The organism is Embleya sp. NPDC005971 (assembly GCF_040629175.1).
In the GTDB taxonomy this organism is placed as follows: Bacteria; Actinomycetota; Actinomycetes; order Streptomycetales; family Streptomycetaceae; genus Embleya.
Window position 1 is genome coordinate 1 of sequence record NZ_JBEXUX010000030.1, and the last position, 20,691, is coordinate 20,691.

Below are 20,691 nucleotides of genomic sequence, written 5' to 3' on the forward strand. Positions count from 1 at the left end.
ACACGAAGTCACGAGCGAGGGGCCACTTTTTTGTGGAGGAGCCCGCGACGGAACAAAAAAGTGGTGCCTCGCGAGCCGGCGCCGAAGGCGCCCAATAGAAGCAGCGCTGCATCGCCGAAAGCCCCCCACCCGCTCGCTGCGCTCGCGACCCCGGCCGTCCCACCCGTTCCGCTCACGACCCGGGCCGCCGTGCTCGCTGCGCTCGCGATCCGGGTCGTCCCGCCGGTTCGGTTCGCGATCGGGGCCGCTGTGCTCGCTGCGCTCGTGACCCGGGTCGTCCCGCCGGTTCGGTTCGCGATCGGGGCCGCTGTGCTCGCTGCGCTCGTGACCCGGGTCGTCCCGCCGGTTCGGTTCGCGATCGGGGCCGCTGTGCTCGCTGCGCTCGTGACCCGGGTCGTCCCGCCGGTTCGGTTCGCGATCGGGGTCGCTGTGCTCGCTGCGCTCGCGATCCGGGTCGTTCCGCCGGTTCGGTTCGCGATCGGGGTCGCTGTGCTCGCTGCGCTCGCGATCCGGGTCGTCCCGCCCGTTCCGCTCACGACCCGGGCCGCCGTGCTCGCTGCGCTCGCGACCCGGGCGGTCCCGCCGGTTCGGGCCGTCCCGCCCGTTCCGCTCACGATCGGGGTCGCCGTCCCGTTGCGCTCGCTACCCGGGCCATCCCGCCGGTTCTGCTCACGACCGAGGCCGCAGTGCTCGCTCGCGCTTGCGACCCGGACGGTCCCGCGCGACTGGGGCGCTGTGCTCGCTGCGCTCGCGATCCGGGTCGTTCCGCCGGTTCGGTTCGTGATCGGGGTCGCCGTGCCCGGTGCGCTCGCGATCCGGGTCGTTCCGCCGGTTCGGTTCGCGATCGGGGTCGCCGTGCCCGCTGCGCTCGCGATCCGGGCGGTCCCGCCGGGGTTCGGTTCGCGATCGGGGTCGCCGTGCTCGCTGCGCTCGCGATCCGGGCCGTCCCGCCCGTTCCGCTCACGACCCGGGCCGCCATGCTCGCTCCGCCCACGTCCCGGGCCGCCATGCTCGTCGCCCTGCCGCCCGCAGCCCCCAGCCCCGCGCGCTACACCCGCGACCCACCCCACCCCACCCGTCGCACCCACGACCCACGCTCCACCCCGAACGTGCTCGCTGCGCTCACGCCCCGCGCCCTCATACTTCGTCCGCCCACGACCCGCCTCGGCCCGCCCACGACCCGGGCCCTCCGCCTACGCCCCGCGACCGACGCCAACCGACCAAGCGCCCCCACTTCCATCTCGGCGCCCCCAACCCCCCCAATCTCCCCCAACCTCCCAACCTCCCAACCCCCCTAAACCGCCCCCACCTTCGTCAAAAACGCCATCGTCTTCTCCGGGTCGTACATGAACTCCTCGAACTCCACCGGGTTGTCGAAAGCGCTCATCACCGCGTCGCACACGGCGGGGCACGTGTTGCCCGCGCCCATCAGCATCTGGACGTGCTCCGGGGGGACTCCGAGCAACGAGCTGGAGAACTTGACGCCGTGTCGGGCGCGGGACCAGAACGCGTCGAAGACCGACTGCATCCAGGCCGCGTCGAACGGGAGGTCGCCGCGCGCGACGATCTCGTTCAGGTACAGGTCGGCGGCTCGTGCGGCGTTGTTGGAACCCTGTCCGCTGATCGGGTCGTTGGTGACCAGGACGTCGCCGATGCCCAACGCGATACCGCCCATCGGCAGTTCGGCGATCGGCTTGCGCACGATCGGGGCGAAGCCGCCGCTGAGCACGCACATCGGGTCGGTGAGTTCGGCGCGGCTGATCCGGTCGTGGTCCCACGGCGCGAACTGCCGGACCAGGTCCCGCAGCACGGCCCAGTGGGTGTCGGGGTCGCGTACGTTGCGGAACACGTCCAGCGGGCCGCCCGGCACGGCTTCCAGCAGGATGATGTCGCACGGGCCGGACAGCGTCAGGCCCGGGAACATGATGATCTCGCCGATTCCGGGGATCGCGTTGACGTGCAGCGCGGCGTACCCGACCTCCGGGCGCGGCGTCGCGCCGTGGAAATAGGCCACCGACAACTGCCGCTGGGGCTTGGTGAATTCGGACTTCTCGTGATCGCGGTCGAACATCGACACCAGCTCGCCCTTGCCGGCGGCCACCACGACCAGGTCGTAGTTGCGGGTGTACCAGTCGATGTCGGAGACCGCGACCGGGTGCACCACCAGGTTGCCGCCGCGGGCCACGAACAGGTCCATCCACGCGGGCATCTTCATCCGCTGGTCGACCGACTGCGCGCCACCCAGATCGCCCAGCCAGTTCACCACCGGCGTGCCGTCCGGGCCGGGGATGGTGAACCCGGCCCGGTCGATCGGCGGCACGCGATCCGACCACAGGTCCAGGCCGTGCGGCTGCTCCAGCGCGATCGTCGACGGCATCATGATCTGCGTCGAGGTCACTCGCCCGGCGCGGATCTCGTCGGGAGTCCGCTCGGTCATCACGGTCACGTCGTAGCCGTGGGCCAGCAACCCCAGGCCGAGTTGGAGCCCCGATTGGCCGGCACCGACGATGAGGATCCTGCGCATGGCTGACGTCCCTTCCCCTGATCAAAGTCGACAGCATCGTATGGCTCGCGCTGCGTGTTCAGCGGAATACCGACCGAGAAAGAAACCGCACAGCCCGCGCGCGGCCGGCTCGTGCACAGCCGTCCCGCATACGGCCGTCCCGCGCACAGCCGTCCCGCACACGGCCCCGCGCAGCCCGCCACCGATCCGCCCGCCATCACGCAACGCGCCGCCACCCGACCCAACTCCGCTACATGAACCACGACTCCGCTACATGAACGACGACTCCGCCGTGAGCCCCAACCCCGGGTCCGCGCCCGTCACGATCGGCTGGCAGTTGCCCCAGCCGACCCCGCCGCCGACCGGGTCGGTCACCCGTACCACCGTGTCCCGGATCTGGTGCAGCCGGCGGGCCTGTTCGGGGGTCGAGCAGTCCGCGATCCGCTCGCCCTCCACGTGCAGGTCGCCGCGCCACTCGCCGTGGTGTCGGCCGTCCAGGCCGAAGTACAGGCCCGCGCCGAGGTGGAAGCCGGTCGCCGAGACCACCTCCAACTCCAGCGGCCGGGTCGAACCGTCCGCCATCGTCGCGTGCAACTTCCCGCCGAGCAGCCGCCGGTTGGCCGGGTCGTAGCTCAACTCCGGTACCAGGTCGGCCCATTCCTCCACGCGGCCGTCGGGGTGCTCGACCCCGCCCATCACCCGCTTCTGTGCGAAGCCGGGCCCATTGGTGATCTGGTAGTGCAGGAACAACGCGTACCGGCTGCCGTCCGCCCGCTCCATCAGGATGGGCGCCCAGATCATCCGGAACGACATCGAGGCGGGCATCCCGGCCGGCTCCAGGTCGGCCGCCGGCGCCCCCACGTCGTAGCGGGTGCCCCACGAGTGGTCGCGCGTCGACACCCACGTGTCGGGGGTGATCTCGGTGCGCTCGCCGTCCACTTCGACCCAGCCCGAGGCCACCCCGGTCTGGTGGTAGCGCACCAGGTCGGCGGTGGTGCGGTAGCCGCGCCGGTTGTGCGTACGGTCCTCGCAGACCGCCGGGACGGCCGCCTCGAAGGTCCAGTCGAAGGCGATCGGCTGGGCTTCGTTCGCCTCCAGGGCGAAGCGCACCACCCGGAGCGGCTCGATCACCTCGTAGCGGATCGGTCCCACCGTCGTGGTGTGCGGTTCGGGCGACAACCGGCGCGAGGCGCGGACCGTGAGCTGTTCGACGCCGCGCGAGATGCCCGCATAGCCGTCCATCACGTTGCGGTTCGTGTACTTGCCCAGCCCGAAGCCCAGTTGCAGGCTGCCGTCCCGGGCCGTGGCCATCGCGCAGACCTTCTCGGTCCACGACGGGTCGGTAGTGGCCACGGTCGCGAACGTCTCGGCGACCTGGTGGTGAAAGCCTTCGTCGGCCGCGGTGAGCGGCCCGATCGGGTTGGTCACGAATCCTCCGTGGATCGGTGTGGCGTCCCGAGCACCGGGACGCTGCCGGATTCTCCGCCGGACCCAGCCAACAGACCAGAGCCTTGACCTATGACAGAGAACCTGTTTTCGTCATCCGGGTATCCGAGGCACCGGGTCCCGTCGAATCACGTCGCGCGAGCGACATCGGAGGGGGAGCGCCACCATGGAACGTGTTCCGATCGACGGACCCCTGGCCGGCCTGCGCGTCGTGGACCTGTCCACGGCCGCGACCGGTCCGTACGCGGTGACCCTGCTCGCCGATCAGGGCGCCGACGTGATCAAGGTCGAACGCCCGGGGATCGGCGACATCTCCCGCTGGATCGGCACCGCGACCGGTGGCATCAGCGCGCTCTACCAGATGTGCAACCGCGGCAAGCGCTGCGTCGCGGTGGACCTGCGCACCGACCGGGGCCGCGACCTGGTGCGCGAACTGATCGCGCGGGCCGACGTGGTGGTGCAGAACTGGCGGCCCGGCGTGGCCGAACGGCTCGGCCTGGGCTACCCCGACGTGCGGCGGGACGACCTCGTCTACTGCTCGATCTCCGGCTTCGGGGCGCACGGGCCGTACGCCGGCAAAGGCGCCTACGACACGGTGATCCAGGCGTACGGCGGGATCGCCGAGAACCAGAAGGACCCGCAGACCGACCGCCCGAGGTTCTCCAACCAGGCCCTCGCCGACAAGGTCACCGCGCTCACCGCCGCGCAGGCGATCACCGCGGCCCTGTACGCCCGCGAGCGCGGACGCGGCGGCCAACATCTGGAACTGTCCATGCTGGACGCGGTGATCTCCTTCATGTGGGTCGACTCGGCCGGCAACGACGTGCTGCGCGACGGCGACGGCAGCCAACCCGGCAGCTTCGTCGCGGACGTACGCCCGTACGCCTTCCTGGACGGCTGGGGCATCGCCACGCCCACCTCGGACGCGGACTTCGCCGGCATGTGTCGGGCGTTCGGCGTCGACGGGTACGACGACCCCCGGGTGGCCACGATCGCCGAGCGCCGGCGCAACCGCGAGGTCGGCCACGCGTTGGTGACCCGCTGCCACGAGGCCGCGACCAAGCTCACCGTCGCCGAGGGCATCGCCCGCCTGGAGGCGCAGAACGTGCCGTGCGGGGTCGTACTGGGCCCCGCCGATCTCGCCGGCGACCCGCACATCGCCGCCGTCGGCGTGCTGGAGGACGATGTGCACCCCACCGCCGGTCGGCTGCGGCAGCCCCGGCATCCGGCGCTGTTCGGCGGTACACCCGCGCGGTTGGGCACACCGGCCCCCACGCTCGGCGCCGACACGGACGCGATCCTCGCCGAACTGGGCCTCGACACGGACCGGGTGGCCGAACTACGGGCGGCCAAGATCGTCTGCTAGGCCCCGCGGGCGGCGGCCGTGGGGACTGCGGCCGCCTCGTCCGCAAACGCCGGACGGGCTGATTCGGGCTTGCCCGGGCCTGTCGGCCCGGTCGTCCTCGAACGCCGGGCGGGCCGAGTCGGTGTGGTCGGGCCGATCGGTGTGGTCGGGCTTGCCGGCCGCGGTGCCGTCGCGTTGTGTAGAGGCGTCCTCGAACGCCCGACCGGCCCGATCGCGCCGCTCCCGATTCCTCAGGCCCGAAAGACCGTCCACTGGTCTCGGGCGCTCCAGCCCGAGTCGTGGCCCTCGTGGTCCTGGACGCGCACGCTCCAGTAGTACGTCTCGCCCCTCTCGACGCGGAGGCCGAAGGGGCGCACGCCGATGTGCTCGGCGGACTGGACCACGCCGCTGTCCCACACGGCGGGGTCCACGCCACCGTCGGTCACCGCGTCGACCGCGCGGGGGTCGGTCGAGACGACCAGGCGGTAGTTGCGCTGCGTCTGGATCCGGCCGCCCAGCCGGACCGTCCAGCTCATGCCGTCGGGGTCCGCCTCCGGGTTGTGCGCGGGCGCGACCGCGGTCAACGTGCGCGGCGAAGTGGGCGCCGTACAACCGAGGAGAGCGCCGGTCGACATCAGACCCATGAGAAGCACGAGGCCCACTCGGCCCACTCGGCCCATCTGTCGTACCGGCCTCACACACACCCCTGTTTCCGGCGGCAGATGATCACGGCGACTCTACGGATGTGACACGCGTCACCGGAAGTGCTCCGCCGGCGGGGCGCGCGACGTGCGCGGGTGGGCGGTATCCGGGTTGCGTCCGGGCCCGGGCGCGCGAGCAGGCAGGATAGAGCCTGTGACTCTCATCGATCTGCTCCCCGCCGAGGCCGACCCCGACGCCCTGTACGAAGCCTTCGCGTCGTACGCCGAGGAGCGTGGCCTCACCCTGTATCCCGCGCAGGAAGAGGCGCTGATCGAGCTTGTCTCGGGCAACAACGTCATCCTCAACACGCCGACCGGCTCGGGGAAGAGCCTGGTCGCCGCCGGCGGGCACTTCGCCGCGATGGCGCGCAAGGAGCGCAGCTTCTACACCGCGCCGATCAAGGCGCTGGTCTCGGAGAAGTTCTTCGACCTCGTCGCCCAGTTCGGCACCGAGAACGTCGGCATGATGACCGGCGACGCCTCGGTCAACGCGACCGCGCCGATCATCTGCTGTACCGCCGAGGTGCTGGCCAACATCGCGCTGCGCGACGGCGCGGACGCGGATGTCGGCTTCGTGGTGATGGACGAGTTCCACTACTACGGCGACCCGGACCGGGGCTGGGCCTGGCAGATCCCGCTGATCGAGCTGCCCAGGGCGCAGTTCCTGCTGATGTCGGCCACGCTCGGCGACATGGACCGCTTCCAGGGCGACCTGAAGCGACGCACCGGCCGGACCACCGCGATCGTCAAGTCGGCCACGCGCCCGGTCCCGCTGTACTTCTCCTACCGGGTCACCCCGCTGCACGAGACCATCGAGGAACTGCTGACCACGCGTGAGGCGCCCGTCTACATCGTGCACTTCACCCAGGCGTCGGCGGTCGAGCGGGCCCAGTCGCTGATGAGCATCAACATGTGCACGCGGGCGGAGAAGGATCAGATCTCGTCGGTGATCGGCGGTTTCCGGTTCACCACCAAGTTCGGCCGGCAGCTCTCGCGCTGGGTGCGACACGGGATCGGCGTGCACCACGCGGGCATGCTGCCCAAGTACCGCCGGCTGGTCGAGCGGCTGGCCCAGGCCGGTCTGCTCAAGGTGATCTGCGGTACCGACACGCTCGGCGTCGGGGTCAACGTGCCGATCCGTACCGTGCTGTTCACCGCGCTGTCCAAGTACGACGGCCAGCGGGTGCGCCGGCTGCGGGCGCGCGAGTTCCACCAGATCGCCGGGCGGGCCGGGCGGGCCGGCTTCGACACGGTGGGCAATGTGGTCGCGCAGGCTCCCGAGTACGAGATCGAGAACATCAAGGCGCTGGCCAAGGCCGGGGACGACCCGAAGAAGCGCCGCAAGGTGGTCCGCAAGAAGGCCCCCGAGGGCTTCGTGGGCTGGAACGACGAGACCTACACCCGGCTTCAGGAGGCCGAGCCGGAGCCGTTGGCGTCGCGCTTCCGGGTCACCCACGCGATGCTGCTCGCGGTGATCAACCGGCCCGGCAACGCGTTCGAGGCGATGCGGCACCTGCTGGTCGACAACGACGAGCCGCGAGCCCAGCAGTTGCGGCACATCCGGCAGGCGATCGCGATCTATCGTTCGCTGCTGGACGGCGGCGTGGTGGAGAAGCTCGACGCTCCGGACGAGGAGGGTCGGATCGTTCGGCTCACCGTGGACCTCCAGGCCGACTTCGCGCTCAACCAGCCGCTGTCCACGTTCGCGCTGGCCGCCTTCGACCTGCTCGACCCGGAGGCGCCGACCTACGCGCTCGACGTGCTCTCGGTGGTCGAGGCCACCCTCGACGACCCGCGCCAGATCCTCGCCGCGCAGCTCAACAAGGCCAAGGGCGAGGCGGTCGGCCAAATGAAGGCGGACGGCATCGAGTACGAGGAGCGGATGGAGCGGCTCGCCGACATCCAATACCCGCGCCCGCTCGAAGAGTTGCTCGAACACGCCTACGCCATCTACATGCGCAGCCACCCGTGGGTCGGCGACCACCCGCTGTCGCCCAAGTCGATCGTGCGGGACATGTACGAGCGGGCGATGACCTTCGGCGACTACGTCGGCTGGTACGAACTCGCGCGCACCGAGGGCATCGTGCTGCGCTACCTGGCGAGCGCCTACAAGGCGCTCAACCAGACCGTGCCGGACGACGCGAAGAACGAGGACCTGCACGATCTGATCGCGTGGCTGGGCGAGTTGGTCCGACAGGTCGACTCCAGCCTGCTCGACGAGTGGGAGAAGCTGGCCAACCCGGATGCGACCCAGGAGGAACTCGACGACATCGAGGGCCGCACCACGCCGGTCACCGCGAACGAGCGGGCGTTTCGGGTCCTGGTCCGCAACGCGCTCTTTCGCCGGGTGGAACTCGCGGCCCTGCGGCGCTACTTCCAGCTCGGCGAATTGTCCGAGCAGGAGGGCGACGGCAACTGGGACGCGGAGCGCTGGCAGGACGCGTTGGAGGACTACTGGGACGAGCACGACTCGATCGGTACCGGTCCCGACGCGCGCGGCCCCAAGCTCATGCAGATCACCAAGGAGGACTCGGCGTGGCGGGTCCGTCAGGTCTTCGACGACCCGGCGCAGGACCACGACTGGGGGATCACCGCCGAGGTGGACCTGACCGAGTCGGACGAGACCGGGCGCGCGGTGCTGCGGGTGGTCGCGGTCGATCGCATGTGAACTCGTCCGGGTGCGCGGCGGTCGGGCAGACTGGGCCGATGACGAAGAAGCGGTCCGGCGTCGACGCCCACGGTTCGATCCTGTCCTGGCGTTCGCACAACTCGGTGTTGTCGATCGCCTCCGAGGGTTCGGTGCTCTCGATCGGCTCGGTCGGCTCGGTGTTGTCGATCGGTTCGGTCGGCTCCGCCCTGTCCGCCGGGTCGATCGGTTCGACCCTGTCGGCCGCCTCGATCGGCTCCTACCTGGGCGTGGCCTCGGCGTTCTCGGCCCAGTCGGTCTGGTCCGCCTTCTCGTTCCAGTCCAGCGGCGCGATCTTCGACCACCACAACACCCGAAAACTCGCCCGCCGAGCAGCCCTGCCCACCGCCGCCGCCCTGGCCACCCTCGCCACGGCGGCCCTCCTCACCCGCCGACCCCTCCGCTGAACCGGCGACCCGCCCTCGGCCGACCCGCCCGATTCGCCGGCCCGTGATCCCCGGCCGGCGAGGTCAGCCCAGGTCCAGGTCGTTTGCCGGCTTCGAGGTGGGGCGGGGGGTGGGGGTGCGCTTGGTGCCGGCGAAGGCGGTGAGGTCGTAGGCCGTTTCGGCGTGTACGGCCAGGTCCAGGCCGACCTGCTCGTGGTCGGCGTGGGCGCGGAAGCCGATGGTGCGGTCGATCACCTTGGCGATCGTGTACGTGACGCCGAAGGAGAACGCGGTCACCACCACGATCGCCACCACCTGCTTGCCCAGCAGCGCGAGGCCGCCACCGTGCAGCAGGCCCGCCGGCCCGCCGGTGACGTCGGCGGCGGCGAACAGGCCGATCAGCAACGTACCGACCACCCCGCCGACGTAGTGCACGCCGACCACGTCGAGCGAGTCGTCGTAGCCGAAGCGGTGCTTCCAACCCACCGCGAAGCTGCACAGCACCCCCGCGACCAGGCCGATCGCCATCGCGCCGGGCAGATCCACCACGCCACAGGCGGGGGTGATCGCGACCAGGCCCGCGACCGCGCCGGAGGCCGCCCCGAGCGTGGTGGCGTGCCCGTCCCGGCGCTTCTCCACCGCCAGCCAGCCGAGCAGCGCGGTGCACCCGGCCGCCTGCGTGTTCACCAGCGCCTGAGCGGCCAGGCCGTTCGCGCCCAGCGCCGAGCCGCCGTTGAAGCCGAACCAGCCGAACCACAACAATCCGGCCCCGAGCACCACGAGCGGCAGGTTGTGCGGTCGCATCGGATCACGCTTGAAGCCGATCCGCGGGCCGAGTACCAGGGCCACCGCCATACCCGCCGCGCCGCAGTTGATCTCGACCACCAGGCCGCCCGCGAAGTCGAGTGCGCCGAGCCGGTGCGCGATCCAGCCGTTCGGCCCCCACACCCAGTGCGCCAGCGGCACGTATACGCAGATGACCCAGACCGCGCAGAAGAGCACCCACGCCTTGAACCGGGTGCGGTCGGCGATCGCACCGGAGATCAGCGCCACGGTCAGGATCGCGAAGGTCAACTGGAACGCCATGAACAGCAGCTCGGGCACCGTGCCGTGCAGGTCGGTCGGCTTGGTGCCGGCCATGAACACGTCGCCGAGATCACCGAGCAGCCCGCCGCCCACATCGCCGCCGAAGGCCAGGCTGTAGCCGAAGGCGATCCAGACCACGGTCACCACCGCGATCGCCACGAAGCTCATCATCAGCATGTTGAGCACACTCTTGGCCCGGACCATGCCGCCGTAGAAGATCGCCAGGGCGGGGGTCATCAGCAGCACGAGCGCCGTGGCCACCAGCAACCACGCGGTGTCTCCGGCGTTCGGGGCGTCGGTCGCGACGGTCATGCGGCTCCCTCATGGGCCTGATCGGGTCGGGGACTGTGGTCAGGGTGGGCAGCCCGGGTTTCCTGCCGTATACCTCGGTGTTACGCGCGGGTTAAGGAACCGGCCCCGTGTTACGCGCGGATTGCCCGACGGTGAGCGAGTGCTCACACGGTGAGCGCCCCGACACGCTCACGAAACACACACCCGCGCAGCGCCGATCCGAAACACACCCGCACGGCACCGATCCGAAACACCACGCACGCAAGCAGCGCAGCCGCGGCAGGCATCGCCCACCTCGCGGCACCCATCCGGACCCTGTCTCGGTCCCCGCCCCGCTCCCGCCCCGCCCCCGGCCCTACTCCGGTGCCCGGCCGCCCGACCGTCGGGTGACCAGCCGGGCGACCGCGCCCAACCGCTCGCCGTGGCCCGTCACCCGCCGACCGGTCACCCCCTTGAGACCGTTCACGGTCAGCGCGACCGCGACCCGGCCGGCGGCGTCGAAGACCGGGGCGACCAGGGTCGAGATGTCGTAGACGGTGTCCGGGTCGACCGCGACCAGCTCGTACTCCTCCTCCCCGAGCGCGGCGGCCAACTCGGCCAACCGGTCGCGCAACAGCGTCGCCTCGCACGGGTGTTCGGCCATCCGCTCCAGCGTGTCGCCGATCCGGGTCCGGGTCGGACTGTCCAGGGTGATCGAGTAGCCGCGCTCGCGCACCGCCGCCAGCGTCGGCGGCAGGTGGATCCGGGCCGTACCGCGCACCCGTTCGTCCAGCCGGTCCAGCCACGCGTCCACCTCCGCCGGCGTGGACCAGGCGTGGAAGACCTGGCCCAGCGGTGGCACCATCCGCAACCGCTGCCCCACCCGCACGTCGGCGGAGGCCAGTTGCGGCCGGCCCTCGACGGCCAGGATGACGATCTCGTCGCCCACCGCGACGCTGGCGATCACCTCGGTGTCGAACTCGTCCGCCATCTCCCGCAGTTGGCCGCGAGCCAGGTCCACCGCCGGGTTGCCGCGCAGCGCCGCGTCCCCGAGCGCGACCAGGGCCGGACCCAACTCGTAGGTCTTGCGGCGCGGATGCCGCACCAGATATCCGGCGTCCTCCAGTGCCTGGAGCACCGACAACGCGGACGCGAGATTGATGCCGAGCGCGGCGTGCAGCTCGGACAGCGTGTACGCGCCGCCCGGATGCGCGGCGAAGAAGTTCAGAATCTCGACCGCACGACCGGCGGCCAGGGCGGGACGAACCATGACGGCGACTCTCCGACCCCCGGGCACCTTGTGGCCGGTACCTCGGCGGGTCACACTCGGGACCACGAAATACGGGATTCGAAAACATTTTTCAATATATCGAAAATGGAGTCCGCGATGAAGCTCGACGTGCTCTACGAAGTGGACGTGCCGCGCCCGTGGCACGGTGAACACCCGTACGGCCAACGGCGCGAGGAACAGCGTGCGTATCGCGAGGCGGTCGAGCAGATCCGGCTGGCCGACCGGATGGGCTTCAACACCGTCTGGGCGGTGGAGCACCACTTCCGCGAGGGCCGCTCGCACATGCCGGCCTCCGAGGTCTTCCTCGGTCACCTGGCAGGCATCACCGAGCGGATCCGGATGGGCTTCGGCGTCACGCTGACCCCGTTCGGGTTCACGCCGCCGCAGCGGATCGCGGAGAAGGTCGCGACCGTGGACATCCTGTCCGGCGGCCGGGTCGAGTGGGGGACCGGTCGGTCCACCCCGATGGAGCAGACCGCGTTCGGCGTGGACATCGCCCGCTCGCGGGACGACTGGCGCGAGGCGATCGAGATCGTCACCGGCATGTGGCGCGAGGAGTACTTCGAGTACGAGTCGGAGCGCTTCTCCTTCCCGCGCCGGATGGTCACGCCCAAACCGTTCCAGGACCCGCACCCGCCGTGCTGGATGGCCGCCACGTCACAGGGCTCGGCGGAGATCGCCGGCCGCAACGGGTTGGGCATGTTGTCCTTCTCGATCATGCAGCCGCTGGAGACGATGGCCGCCCAGGTGGCCGCCTACCGGGCGGCGGCACAGACCCCGACGCCGCTGACCGAGGTGACCACGAACAAGGTCGCGGCCTACACCCTGGTGCACACGACCGGACGCAAGCAGATCGACCGGCGGGTCTGGGACTCGGTCGCGTGGTGGTACAAGAACCTGGCGATGTTCACCCTCGAATGGGAACTGCCGCACCTCTCCCCGGCCGAACAGGACAAGACCTTCCCGCTCCTGAAGCCGATGTTCGAAGGCACCGTGCCGGTGGAGACCTTCGACGCGGCGGACATGATCGTGATCGGCGACGTGGAGACCTGCATCCGCAAGATGAAGCGTTACGCCGACCTGGGCGTGGACGAGCTGATCTGCTACGTCCAGTGGGGCTTTTTGGAACACCGCGACATCATGCGGACGATCGAAATCCTGGGCAAGGAAGTCATTCCGGAACTGGAGAAGTACCAGCCGAACACCTGACGCCCGACCCGTGTTGCGCGTCCCGTGCCCCGCAGCCCGCGAGGCGCGACGCCAGGATGTGCGATCCGGCCGGACGATCCCTCGATTCCGGTGCTCACCAAGCGCGTTCGAGCGATGCGTTGTACGGTCCCTGGGTGACAGTCACACCGCTTGCCCACTGGCCCGCCGACTACCCGAGCGACTACGCGGTGGTGGACGTGGAGACCACCGGGCTCCGTAGTTCGGATCGCATCGTCTCGGTCGCCGTGGAGTTGCTCGATCGAGCCGGTACGGTGACCGACCGGTGGTCGACGCTGGTGGACCCGGAACGGGATCCCGGGCCGGTGCACATCCACGGACTGACCCCGGAACGGCTCGCGGGCGCGCCCACGTTCGACCGGATCGCGGACGACTTGGCCGAGTACCTGGACGGGCGGGTGCTGGTCGCGCACAACGCGCCGTTCGACTGGGGGATGTTGACCTCGGAGTACCGCCGGCTGGACACGCCGTGGCCGATGCGCCGACGGTTGTGCACGATGGCGCTGGCGCGACATCTGGAACTGCCGATCGGCGACTACAAGCTGGCCACCCTCGCGGCGCACTACCGGGTCCGCCAACTGCGCGCGCACGACGCGGTGGACGACGCGCGGGTGCTCGGTGAGATCTTCCGGTACGGCCTGCACGAGGCGGCCGGGGCCGGCCTGCCGCTGCCGTTGGCCGTGCCCGACAGCGGCTCCGGGCTGCGGCGCGGGGCGGCGGCGCGCAAGCGGATCCCGGAGCGGGCCGCCGGGCCGAAGGCGCCCTGCCCGTGGACGAATCCGGGCCGGCTCGACCTCGCGGTCGGTCTGGTCCAGGGCATGCGGGTGGCCTTCACCGGCGGCGCGGGCCATGCGCGCGAGCAGTTGGAGCGACAGGCGGCCGAGGCCGGTCTGTACGTGGCGACTTCGGTCAGCGGCAAGACCTCCGTCCTGGTGACCGAGGACCCGGGCAGCGGCAGCGGCAAGAACCGTACGGCCGCGCGCCTGGGCACGCCGGTGATCGACGAGGCCACCTACCTGCGGCTGTTGGCCCGGGTGCACCCGGGCACCCCGATCGCCGGATCCGCCCCGGTGCGAGTCCCGGCCCCACGCCCGGAGCCGGAACCCGAGCCGGAACCCGCACCCGTCTCGGGGGTGGCCGACACTCCGTCGCCGCCGTCCACCCGCCCGACGGTGCGTCAGGTCCTGGTTCTCCAGGGCCGGGACGAGCACGCCGAGGGCGGCCGGGTGCGCCAACTCGTGAGCGAATCGGGCGCCCGGCTCCGGATCAACCTCACCTCGACCGTGGACACCGTGCTGGTGTTGCCCGGCGCGGCGAGCGATCCCCGGATCGCCCGGGCCCAGGCGTTCGGCGCGGTCTGCCTGACCGAAGCCCAGTGGCGGGCGGCACCGACCGAGGCGCCGACCCCCGCCCCCGCCTCCTCCGGCCCCGGTGCGAGCGCGAGCAACCTTCCGCGCGGCGGTGCGGTGCAACTGCCCGGCGACGCCCGGCCCGGCCGGTGGATCCTGAACGCCTCGTGGGCGTGGGATCGCCCCGACGAGGACATCGACATCGTGGCGTTCCTGCTGGACGAGCACGAACGAGTACGCGGCGATTCCGATTTCGTGTTCTGGAACCAGCCGGTCGCCCCGCTGGACGTGGTCGCACTGGACGCGTCCGGCCCCGCCGAGCAGACCGTCACCCTCGAACTGGATGCGCTGCCACGTGACGTACATCGCGTCGTGGTCGCGGCTTCGGTCGACGGGACGAGCACGTTCGCGGCGGTCGGGCCGATCGAGATCGACGTGGCGCCGTTCCAGGCCACCTCGTTCCGCCGCTCGGTGCTCGACGCCGCCACGGTCGAACGGGTGTTGCTGCTCGGCACGTTCTACCGCCACGGTGTCGGGTGGAAGTTCCGTACGGAGGGTCAGGGCTACGAGTTCGACCTGGCCGGGTTGGCCGGCTCGTTCGGCGTGGAGATCGCCTGAGACCCCGTGCCGACCGGCGGGTAACCGGAGCACGATTCGGTGCCCGGGCGGTGGAGTGGTTTGCTTGACCCGGCCGACAGCAATCGAGGGCAAGGAGTGGTCATGGCGCAGGTCAGGGCAACCGCACACACGACTGTGGCGGCGGAACCGGAGGCGGTTTTCGCGGCCGTCGCGGATTACGCGGCCGTGCGGCCCAAGCTGCTCACCGAGCACTTCTCGGAGTACGACGTGCGCGAGGGCGGCAAGGGTGCCGGCACGGTGGCGCACTGGCGCCTGCAGGCCACGAGCAAGCGCTCGCGCGACTGCCTGGTGACGGTCACCGAGCCGGCCGCCCTGACGCTGGTGGAGACCGACGCCAACTCGTCGATGGTCACCACCTGGACCGTGTCGGCGGACGGCGCGGGCAGCCGGGTCGAGATCGTCACGGTGTGGAACGGGGCCGGCGGCATCGGGGGCTTCTTCGAGAAGACCTTCGCGCCGGCCGGGCTCAAGCGGATCTACGACGGCGTGCTCGCGAAGCTCCCCGACGCACTCTGAGCAGACGCAGGCCGGCCCCGCCTCCAGGCGGAGCCGGCCTGCGTCGGGCCGGGACGTGCGTTCGATCCGCCGGCGGGTTCGTGGAACCCGGCGGGGGATCGGGGACCGGTCCCGACGGTCAGGTGAGCAGCGAGCCCGCGCCGAGGCCCAGGGCCGCGGCCGAGACCAGCCCGAAGAAGCCGACCCACACCGCCCCGGGGATCCGGGTCAGGTCGGCGAGCTGGTCCGCGTCCGACCAGGGGGCCCGCCCGCGGCTGCGCATCTGCTGGAGTTCGAGCACCGGCCGTACCCCGGCCACGAGCAGGAACCACACCAACAGGTAGGCGAACGCCGCCTGGATCCGCGCACTGGCCAGCCAGGAGATCGCGAAGATCACCCCGCCGGTCACCAGCAGCACCAGGGCGCCGAACCAGTTGCGTATCGCGATGAACATCAGCGCGAGCAACACCAGCGCCACCCACAACACCATGGTGATGTGCGCCCCCGCGAGCAGCGCCGCGCCACCCGCGCCCAACAGGGACGGCGTGATGTAGCCGGCCATCGCGGTGAGCACCATCCCCAGGCCGCGCGGCCTGCCCACGGACACGGTCACGCCCGAGGTATCCGAGTGCAGCCGGATCCCGGACAATCGACGCCCGCTGAGCAGCGCGACCATCGCGTGACCACCCTCGTGCGCGATCGTCACCACCGACCGCAACGGCCGCCAGGTCGGGCGATACAACACCACCACGACCGCGACCGCCCCGGTCACGAGCGCGAGCCAACTCGGCGGATCCGGTTGGGTCCCGATCACCCGGTCCCACAGATCCTGCAACGACACCGTGTCGACGCTGCTCACGCCACCCCTCTCGTCCGACTTCCGTCCCCGACCCCCGCCGCGAACGCTACCGCCCGCCTCGCCCCGTCCACCCCCACCCCAACCCCCCTGTAACGCGACTGTCGCCAACCCGAACCCCCACCAACACCCCACGCCTCCCCGCGCCCACGGCGGGGGCCGGCCGGGTGCGGTCTGCTGCGCTGAGCTCGCGGGGTGGGCCGGCCGGGTTCGTTGCGCTGACGGGGTGGGTGGGTCGCTGCGTTGTGCTCGCGGGGTGGGTCGGCTGGTTTGTTGCGGTTGCGAAGTGGGTCGGCCGGCTTGCTGCGCTCGCGGGGTGGGTGCGGTGCGGCGCGCTCGCGGGGTCGTTGCGCTTGGGGACTGTGTGGCTTCGTTTGTCGGTCTTGCTTCGGTTTCCTTACCTCGGTGGTTCGTTTGTTGGGTCGAGGTGGTGTTGTGGGAGCTCGACGCGTACCCCGCCGCCCAGGACGAGTCGGTCGTGGGGGGCGAGGAGTTCCTCCGTGTCCGCGTCGAGTGGGCGGCCGGGTTCGTGGGTCGAGCCGTTCCATCGCTCGATTTCCGTGCCGTTGGAGGAGCCCAGGTCGACGGCGAACACGTGCTCGCCGGCCCGCCCCTCCGCGAAGCGCAACAGCACGTGTTGGCGGCTCACATACCGCACCGCCTCGCCGAAGCGGTCCTGTCGGCTGCCCAGGTCGTAGCCGTTCGCGATCCGGCCCCGGCCGAGTACGAGGTTGCTGCCCAATTCCAGCGGGAGGCGCTCGATCGGCTCGCCGGTGGCGTGGTCGGCCAGCTCGACCTGCCGGGTCGGCCGCCGGGGCCCCAGCGCTCGGAGCGGGCTCGCGCACTCCGGGCAGACCGCCCCCGCGCGGGCATCCACGCGGGGCCAGACCGGGAGCCGGCCCGTCCACATGCGCGCGTACACACACAGCGGCTCCTCGCATCGCCACCGGGTGTTCGCGATCCCCGGGTGTTCGCCAGGGTCGAAGTGTTCGTCCCGAAGCCCCGCGAACTCCCCGCCGGCCGTGACCTCGTCGCCACCCGCGACCTCTCGGCCCCGGAACCCCGTGGCCTCCCCGCCCCGATGCCCCGCGCCCGCCCCGTCCTCGAAATCCCCCCGCCCCCGCTCCCGTTCCGCCCCGATTCCGCGCAGCACGAACCGCACTCCCCGGGCGTCCTGGTGCCAGTGATGGAACCGCTCCGGGTGTGCCGGGATCCACGGATGCCGGCGTCGGAAATCGAGGAAGAAGTCGCCGCTGAGCACGTGCAGCCCGTCGGCCTCGGCGCGTTCGAGGACGAGCGTGTCGGCGACCGGGCGCAGGGTCACCTCGCCGTCGGCCACGCGCCGCCGCAGGTCGCGTCGATCGGTCGCGTCCAGCGCGTGCAACAACGCCTTGTCCGCGACGAGTTCGATCCGGACGTCGGCGCCGTGCCGAGCCCGCCAAGCGTCCACGACGGCGTCCAGACGGGCCAGAAACGGCCCCTTCTCGCCGATCGGATACAGCTCTTCGGAGTGACACACATTGGCCACATCCACGATCGCGTCCCACACATCGTCCCCCTGATCGAGCCTCGCCCAATTCCTATCCGAAACCCGGTCGCCCCGCTCGGCTACACGCCCTAACGTGCCACCGTGATCCAGACCCTGGCCCTGTCCGCCCAAACCACCCCGACCGCCGACCTGTTGGCCCGGGCCGCCGTCGCGCGCGGAATGTCCGTCGCGGTGCTCACCGGCCCGCGTCCCGACCTGCGCGGATCCGCGGCCTACTACGGCGGCCCCCGATTCGCCGACACGGTGGTCGATTCGCTGGACGTGGCCCTGCTGGAGCCGGCCGACCACTGGCTGAGCACGCTGCCCGAGCGCTGGACGCGGCGGGAGATCACGGCGACGACCATGGACGAGGCGCGCCGGTTGCGAACGCCGGTCTTCGTCAAGCCGCCGAGCGACAAGTCGTTCGAGGCGGCCGTGTACGCCGACGGCACCCGGCTGCCGCGGACCGTGCCCGGTCGGACGCCGGTCCTTCTCAGCGAGATCCGGACATTCGTCGTCGAGTACCGGTTGTTCGTACTGGACGGCGTCGTGCACACCGGTTCGCGCTACGCGACCTTCGGCCGACTCGACCCGCTGCCGCTCACCGAGGATCCTCGGTCCGGCGAACTACTCTCCTTCGCGGCCGAGTTGCTCGCCCACCCGGACGCCGACCTGCCCGGCGCGGTGGTCGTTGACGTCGGCCTGGCCGGTACCGCCGATTCCGCCGAGGAGCACTGGGTCGTGGTCGAGGCCAACATGGCCTGGTTCAGCAACAGCTACGCCGCCGACCCCACCCGTTGCCTGGACACCGTCCTGGCCGCAGCCGGCCCGCGAACCGCCCTGCCCACCGTCGATCGACGCTTCGTCCGCCCTCGATCCCAGCCGTGACCGGCGTCGCGCGTCACGGGGTGGGCCCGGGTCTGGAGCGGGGGTCGGGTCCGGCGGCCTCGGCGGCCAGGTAGACGGCGGCCAGGCTGGTGACGCAGGTCAGGTTGGTGCCCAGGCCCGGGGGGACGATCCAGGTCATCGACGAGCCGGGGTAGGGGCGCGGGCCGGGCAGGGTGAGGCAGCCGCCGTGGCCGACGTAGTGGTATCGCGTGCCGTCGGCCGGGCCGACCGCAGCGAGCCACACCTCGGCGCTGCCGGGCCCGACCAGGTAGGCCCACTTGCCCGCGTGCTCCTCGGCGATCACCGCGCCGGTGGGCTCGGCCGCGGCGGTGAGCAGATCCAGTACGACGGCGCCCAGTCGGGCCCGCATCACGACCGCGTCGAACAGCCGGCCGGTGTCCGCCGCGCGGCGTGCGCCGGGGTTGGTCAGCCAGGTGTACCGCGTGTCGCGCGGATCGCGGGTGGCGGCGCTGATCCACGCGATGCCTGCCTGGTTCACGCCGGCATCTTGCTCCTGCAGCACGTTCCCTCGCCTCCCAATGGTCGGGAAAAGGCGCGACCGGTCACTCGCGGATCCCCTGCCGAGTGGTCGAGGAGTCGCTGTAAGTAGCGTCCTCGGTGAGCGCAATAAGTGCAAGTCAAACAACTCACTCGACTTGCAGCGTGTCGGACATGAGTACCATGACGGCGCACACGGACGACCCCTCGGAAATCTGCGTGTGTCGGGGGTCTTCAGGTTGTTCGAGCTTGGTTTCCGGACCTCGTTCGGGCTTGCCGGATCGGGAGGACCCATGGGCGCCGAGCAATACCCCACAGTGCGCAGACGTGTTCTGGGCGCCAACCTGCGCCGCCTGCGCGAGGACAGGTCGCTACTGCTCGAGGACGCCGCCGACGCCCTCTCCTGCCATCCCGCGAAGGTCAGCCGGATCGAGTCCGGCCGCAGCGGGATCCGCGCACTCGATCTGAAGGCGCTGCTCGACCTGTACGAGGTACGCGATTCGGCCGCGCGCGAGGGCTGGCTGGCGCTGGCCCGCGAGGGTCGTCGACAACGCTGGTGGCGCGACCTCGCCGATCGACTGCCGCAGGACTTCCTGGACTTGATCGGCCTGGAGGCCGAGGTGGCGTCCTGCCTGGGGTTCCAGCCGAGCATCATTCCCGGACTGTTCCAGACCGAGGAGTACGCCACGGCGGTGATCCGCGGCGGCACCGTGGGTCCGGTCGACGAACAATGCCGCACCCGGGTCCGGGTACGGCTGGATCGACAACGTGTGCTCACCCGCGAGGAACCGGCGCCGCTGGAGGTGCTGATGGTGATCGGCGAGGCCGCGCTGCGCCAGGAAGTGGGCGGACGACGGGTTCTGCGCGAGCAACTCGTTCACTTGATCGAAATTGCGCGACTGTCGAACGTGACCGTGCAAGTACTACCCTTTTCGGCAGGCGCCTATCCGGGCGGCCCCACGCCGTTCTCGATCTACGGATTCCCTCCCCCGTCGGGGATGGAAGTGGTTTCGCTGGAGAACATCACCAGCCACGCGTACCTGGAAAGAGCCCAGGACACCGCTCACTACGGCAAGGTCTTCGCCGACTTGCGGGGCATCGCCCTCAGCCCCGTCGAGTCCGAAGCCTTCATCGCGGCCAGTGCCCAGCACCTCGCAGACCGAGTCACTCGCGACCGGAGCGACTCGCCGACTGAGTAGGAAGAACGCCATGTCCGACAACGCCATGTCCGCGAACACCGCGCCCCGTTGGGCCAAAAGCTCCTACAGCATGCAGAACGGGGACTGCACCGAGATTCGCCCGCACCCGGACGGCACCGTCGACGTCCGGGACAGCAAGGACCCGGCCGTGGGCATGCTGACCCTCGCCCACACCCCCTGGACCACCTTCGTCGGCACCCTGCGCACCAACCCCTGACCGACGCCACCCGACCGACCACCCCCGACCGACCACCCCCGACCGAGGCCGGCGGGCCGCCCCACCCCCCGAAGGGCGGCC

At 70.9% G+C, this 20,691-nt stretch carries 17 protein-coding genes; 9 read left to right on the forward strand and 8 right to left on the reverse strand.

Annotation, left to right across the window (positions count from 1 at the left end; genetic code table 11):
• Positions 1–1,294: 1,294 nt before the first annotated feature.
• Both ABZ374_RS25115 and ABZ374_RS25120 read right to left on the reverse strand, forming a co-directional pair.
• Positions 1,295–2,524: a styrene monooxygenase/indole monooxygenase family protein gene (locus ABZ374_RS25115; RefSeq protein WP_360314710.1), complete on the reverse strand. Its 1,230-nt coding sequence runs from the start codon at positions 2,522–2,524 to the stop codon at positions 1,295–1,297.
• A gap of 249 nt (positions 2,525–2,773) precedes the next feature.
• The gene (locus ABZ374_RS25120) at positions 2,774–3,931 is read right to left on the reverse strand and encodes a hypothetical protein (protein WP_360314712.1); all 1,158 of its coding nucleotides are present in this window, start codon (positions 3,929–3,931) and stop codon (positions 2,774–2,776) included.
• Positions 3,932–4,115: 184 nt separating this feature from the next.
• Between ABZ374_RS25120 and ABZ374_RS25125 the strand changes: the two genes are divergently transcribed.
• Positions 4,116–5,315, forward strand: a complete 1,200-nt coding sequence (locus ABZ374_RS25125) for a CoA transferase (protein WP_360314714.1) — start codon at positions 4,116–4,118, stop codon at positions 5,313–5,315.
• A 230-nt stretch (positions 5,316–5,545) separates the two neighbouring features.
• Here the strand turns inward: ABZ374_RS25125 and ABZ374_RS25130 are convergent, their stop codons facing one another.
• Positions 5,546–5,929: a hypothetical protein gene (locus tag ABZ374_RS25130; protein WP_360314716.1), complete on the reverse strand. Its 384-nt coding sequence runs from the start codon at positions 5,927–5,929 to the stop codon at positions 5,546–5,548.
• Between the two features lie 220 nt (positions 5,930–6,149).
• On the opposite strand from ABZ374_RS25130, the gene ABZ374_RS25135 reads away from it, so the two are divergent.
• The gene (locus ABZ374_RS25135) at positions 6,150–8,663 is read left to right on the forward strand and encodes a DUF3516 domain-containing protein (RefSeq protein ID WP_360314718.1); all 2,514 of its coding nucleotides are present in this window, start codon (positions 6,150–6,152) and stop codon (positions 8,661–8,663) included.
• Between the two features lie 38 nt (positions 8,664–8,701).
• Positions 8,702–9,088 (forward strand): hypothetical protein, encoded by a 387-nt coding sequence (locus ABZ374_RS25140; RefSeq protein ID WP_360314720.1) that lies wholly within the window; start codon positions 8,702–8,704, stop codon positions 9,086–9,088.
• 63 nt (positions 9,089–9,151) lie between these two features.
• On the opposite strand, the gene ABZ374_RS25145 is transcribed toward ABZ374_RS25140, so the two are convergent.
• Positions 9,152–10,465 carry an ammonium transporter gene (locus ABZ374_RS25145; protein ID WP_360314722.1) on the reverse strand — a complete coding sequence of 438 codons (1,314 nt, stop codon included), beginning with the start codon at positions 10,463–10,465 and terminating at the stop codon, positions 9,152–9,154.
• 334 nt (positions 10,466–10,799) lie between these two features.
• Positions 10,800–11,693: a helix-turn-helix domain-containing protein gene (locus ABZ374_RS25150; protein ID WP_360314724.1), complete on the reverse strand. Its 894-nt coding sequence runs from the start codon at positions 11,691–11,693 to the stop codon at positions 10,800–10,802.
• Positions 11,694–11,810: 117 nt separating this feature from the next.
• Between ABZ374_RS25150 and ABZ374_RS25155 the strand changes: the two genes are divergently transcribed.
• The 3 genes from ABZ374_RS25155 to ABZ374_RS25165 all read left to right on the forward strand — a co-directional run bounded on the left by ABZ374_RS25155 (position 11,811) and on the right by ABZ374_RS25165 (position 15,445).
• Positions 11,811–12,923 (forward strand): LLM class flavin-dependent oxidoreductase, encoded by a 1,113-nt coding sequence (locus ABZ374_RS25155; RefSeq protein ID WP_360314726.1) that lies wholly within the window; start codon positions 11,811–11,813, stop codon positions 12,921–12,923.
• A gap of 134 nt (positions 12,924–13,057) precedes the next feature.
• Positions 13,058–14,908 carry a TerD family protein gene (locus ABZ374_RS25160; RefSeq protein WP_360314728.1) on the forward strand — a complete coding sequence of 617 codons (1,851 nt, stop codon included), beginning with the start codon at positions 13,058–13,060 and terminating at the stop codon, positions 14,906–14,908.
• A 102-nt stretch (positions 14,909–15,010) separates the two neighbouring features.
• Complete coding sequence (locus ABZ374_RS25165) at positions 15,011–15,445, forward strand: SRPBCC family protein (RefSeq protein ID WP_360314730.1); 435 nt, start codon at positions 15,011–15,013, stop codon at positions 15,443–15,445.
• Positions 15,446–15,563: 118 nt separating this feature from the next.
• Here the strand turns inward: ABZ374_RS25165 and ABZ374_RS25170 are convergent, their stop codons facing one another.
• Positions 15,564–16,283, reverse strand: coding sequence for a M50 family metallopeptidase (locus ABZ374_RS25170; RefSeq protein ID WP_360314732.1), 720 nt, complete (start codon positions 16,281–16,283; stop codon positions 15,564–15,566).
• Positions 16,284–16,677: 394 nt separating this feature from the next.
• A complete protein-coding gene (locus tag ABZ374_RS25175; RefSeq protein ID WP_360314734.1) occupies positions 16,678–17,814 on the reverse strand; it encodes an FHA domain-containing protein in 1,137 nt (378 codons plus the stop codon).
• 96 nt (positions 17,815–17,910) lie between these two features.
• Here ABZ374_RS25175 and ABZ374_RS25180 point away from each other — a divergent pair, with 96 nt between their 5' ends.
• The gene (locus ABZ374_RS25180) at positions 17,911–18,696 is read left to right on the forward strand and encodes an ATP-grasp domain-containing protein (RefSeq protein WP_360314736.1); all 786 of its coding nucleotides are present in this window, start codon (positions 17,911–17,913) and stop codon (positions 18,694–18,696) included.
• 13 nt (positions 18,697–18,709) lie between these two features.
• On the opposite strand, the gene ABZ374_RS25185 is transcribed toward ABZ374_RS25180, so the two are convergent.
• Positions 18,710–19,195 carry a hypothetical protein gene (locus ABZ374_RS25185; protein WP_360314738.1) on the reverse strand — a complete coding sequence of 162 codons (486 nt, stop codon included), beginning with the start codon at positions 19,193–19,195 and terminating at the stop codon, positions 18,710–18,712.
• A 292-nt stretch (positions 19,196–19,487) separates the two neighbouring features.
• On the opposite strand from ABZ374_RS25185, the gene ABZ374_RS25190 reads away from it, so the two are divergent.
• Together ABZ374_RS25190 and ABZ374_RS25195 are read left to right on the forward strand one after the other, a co-directional pair.
• Positions 19,488–20,393, forward strand: coding sequence for a helix-turn-helix transcriptional regulator (locus ABZ374_RS25190; protein WP_360314740.1), 906 nt, complete (start codon positions 19,488–19,490; stop codon positions 20,391–20,393).
• A 10-nt stretch (positions 20,394–20,403) separates the two neighbouring features.
• Positions 20,404–20,610, forward strand: a complete 207-nt coding sequence (locus ABZ374_RS25195; RefSeq protein ID WP_360314742.1) for a DUF397 domain-containing protein — start codon at positions 20,404–20,406, stop codon at positions 20,608–20,610.
• Positions 20,611–20,691 lie beyond the last annotated feature (81 nt).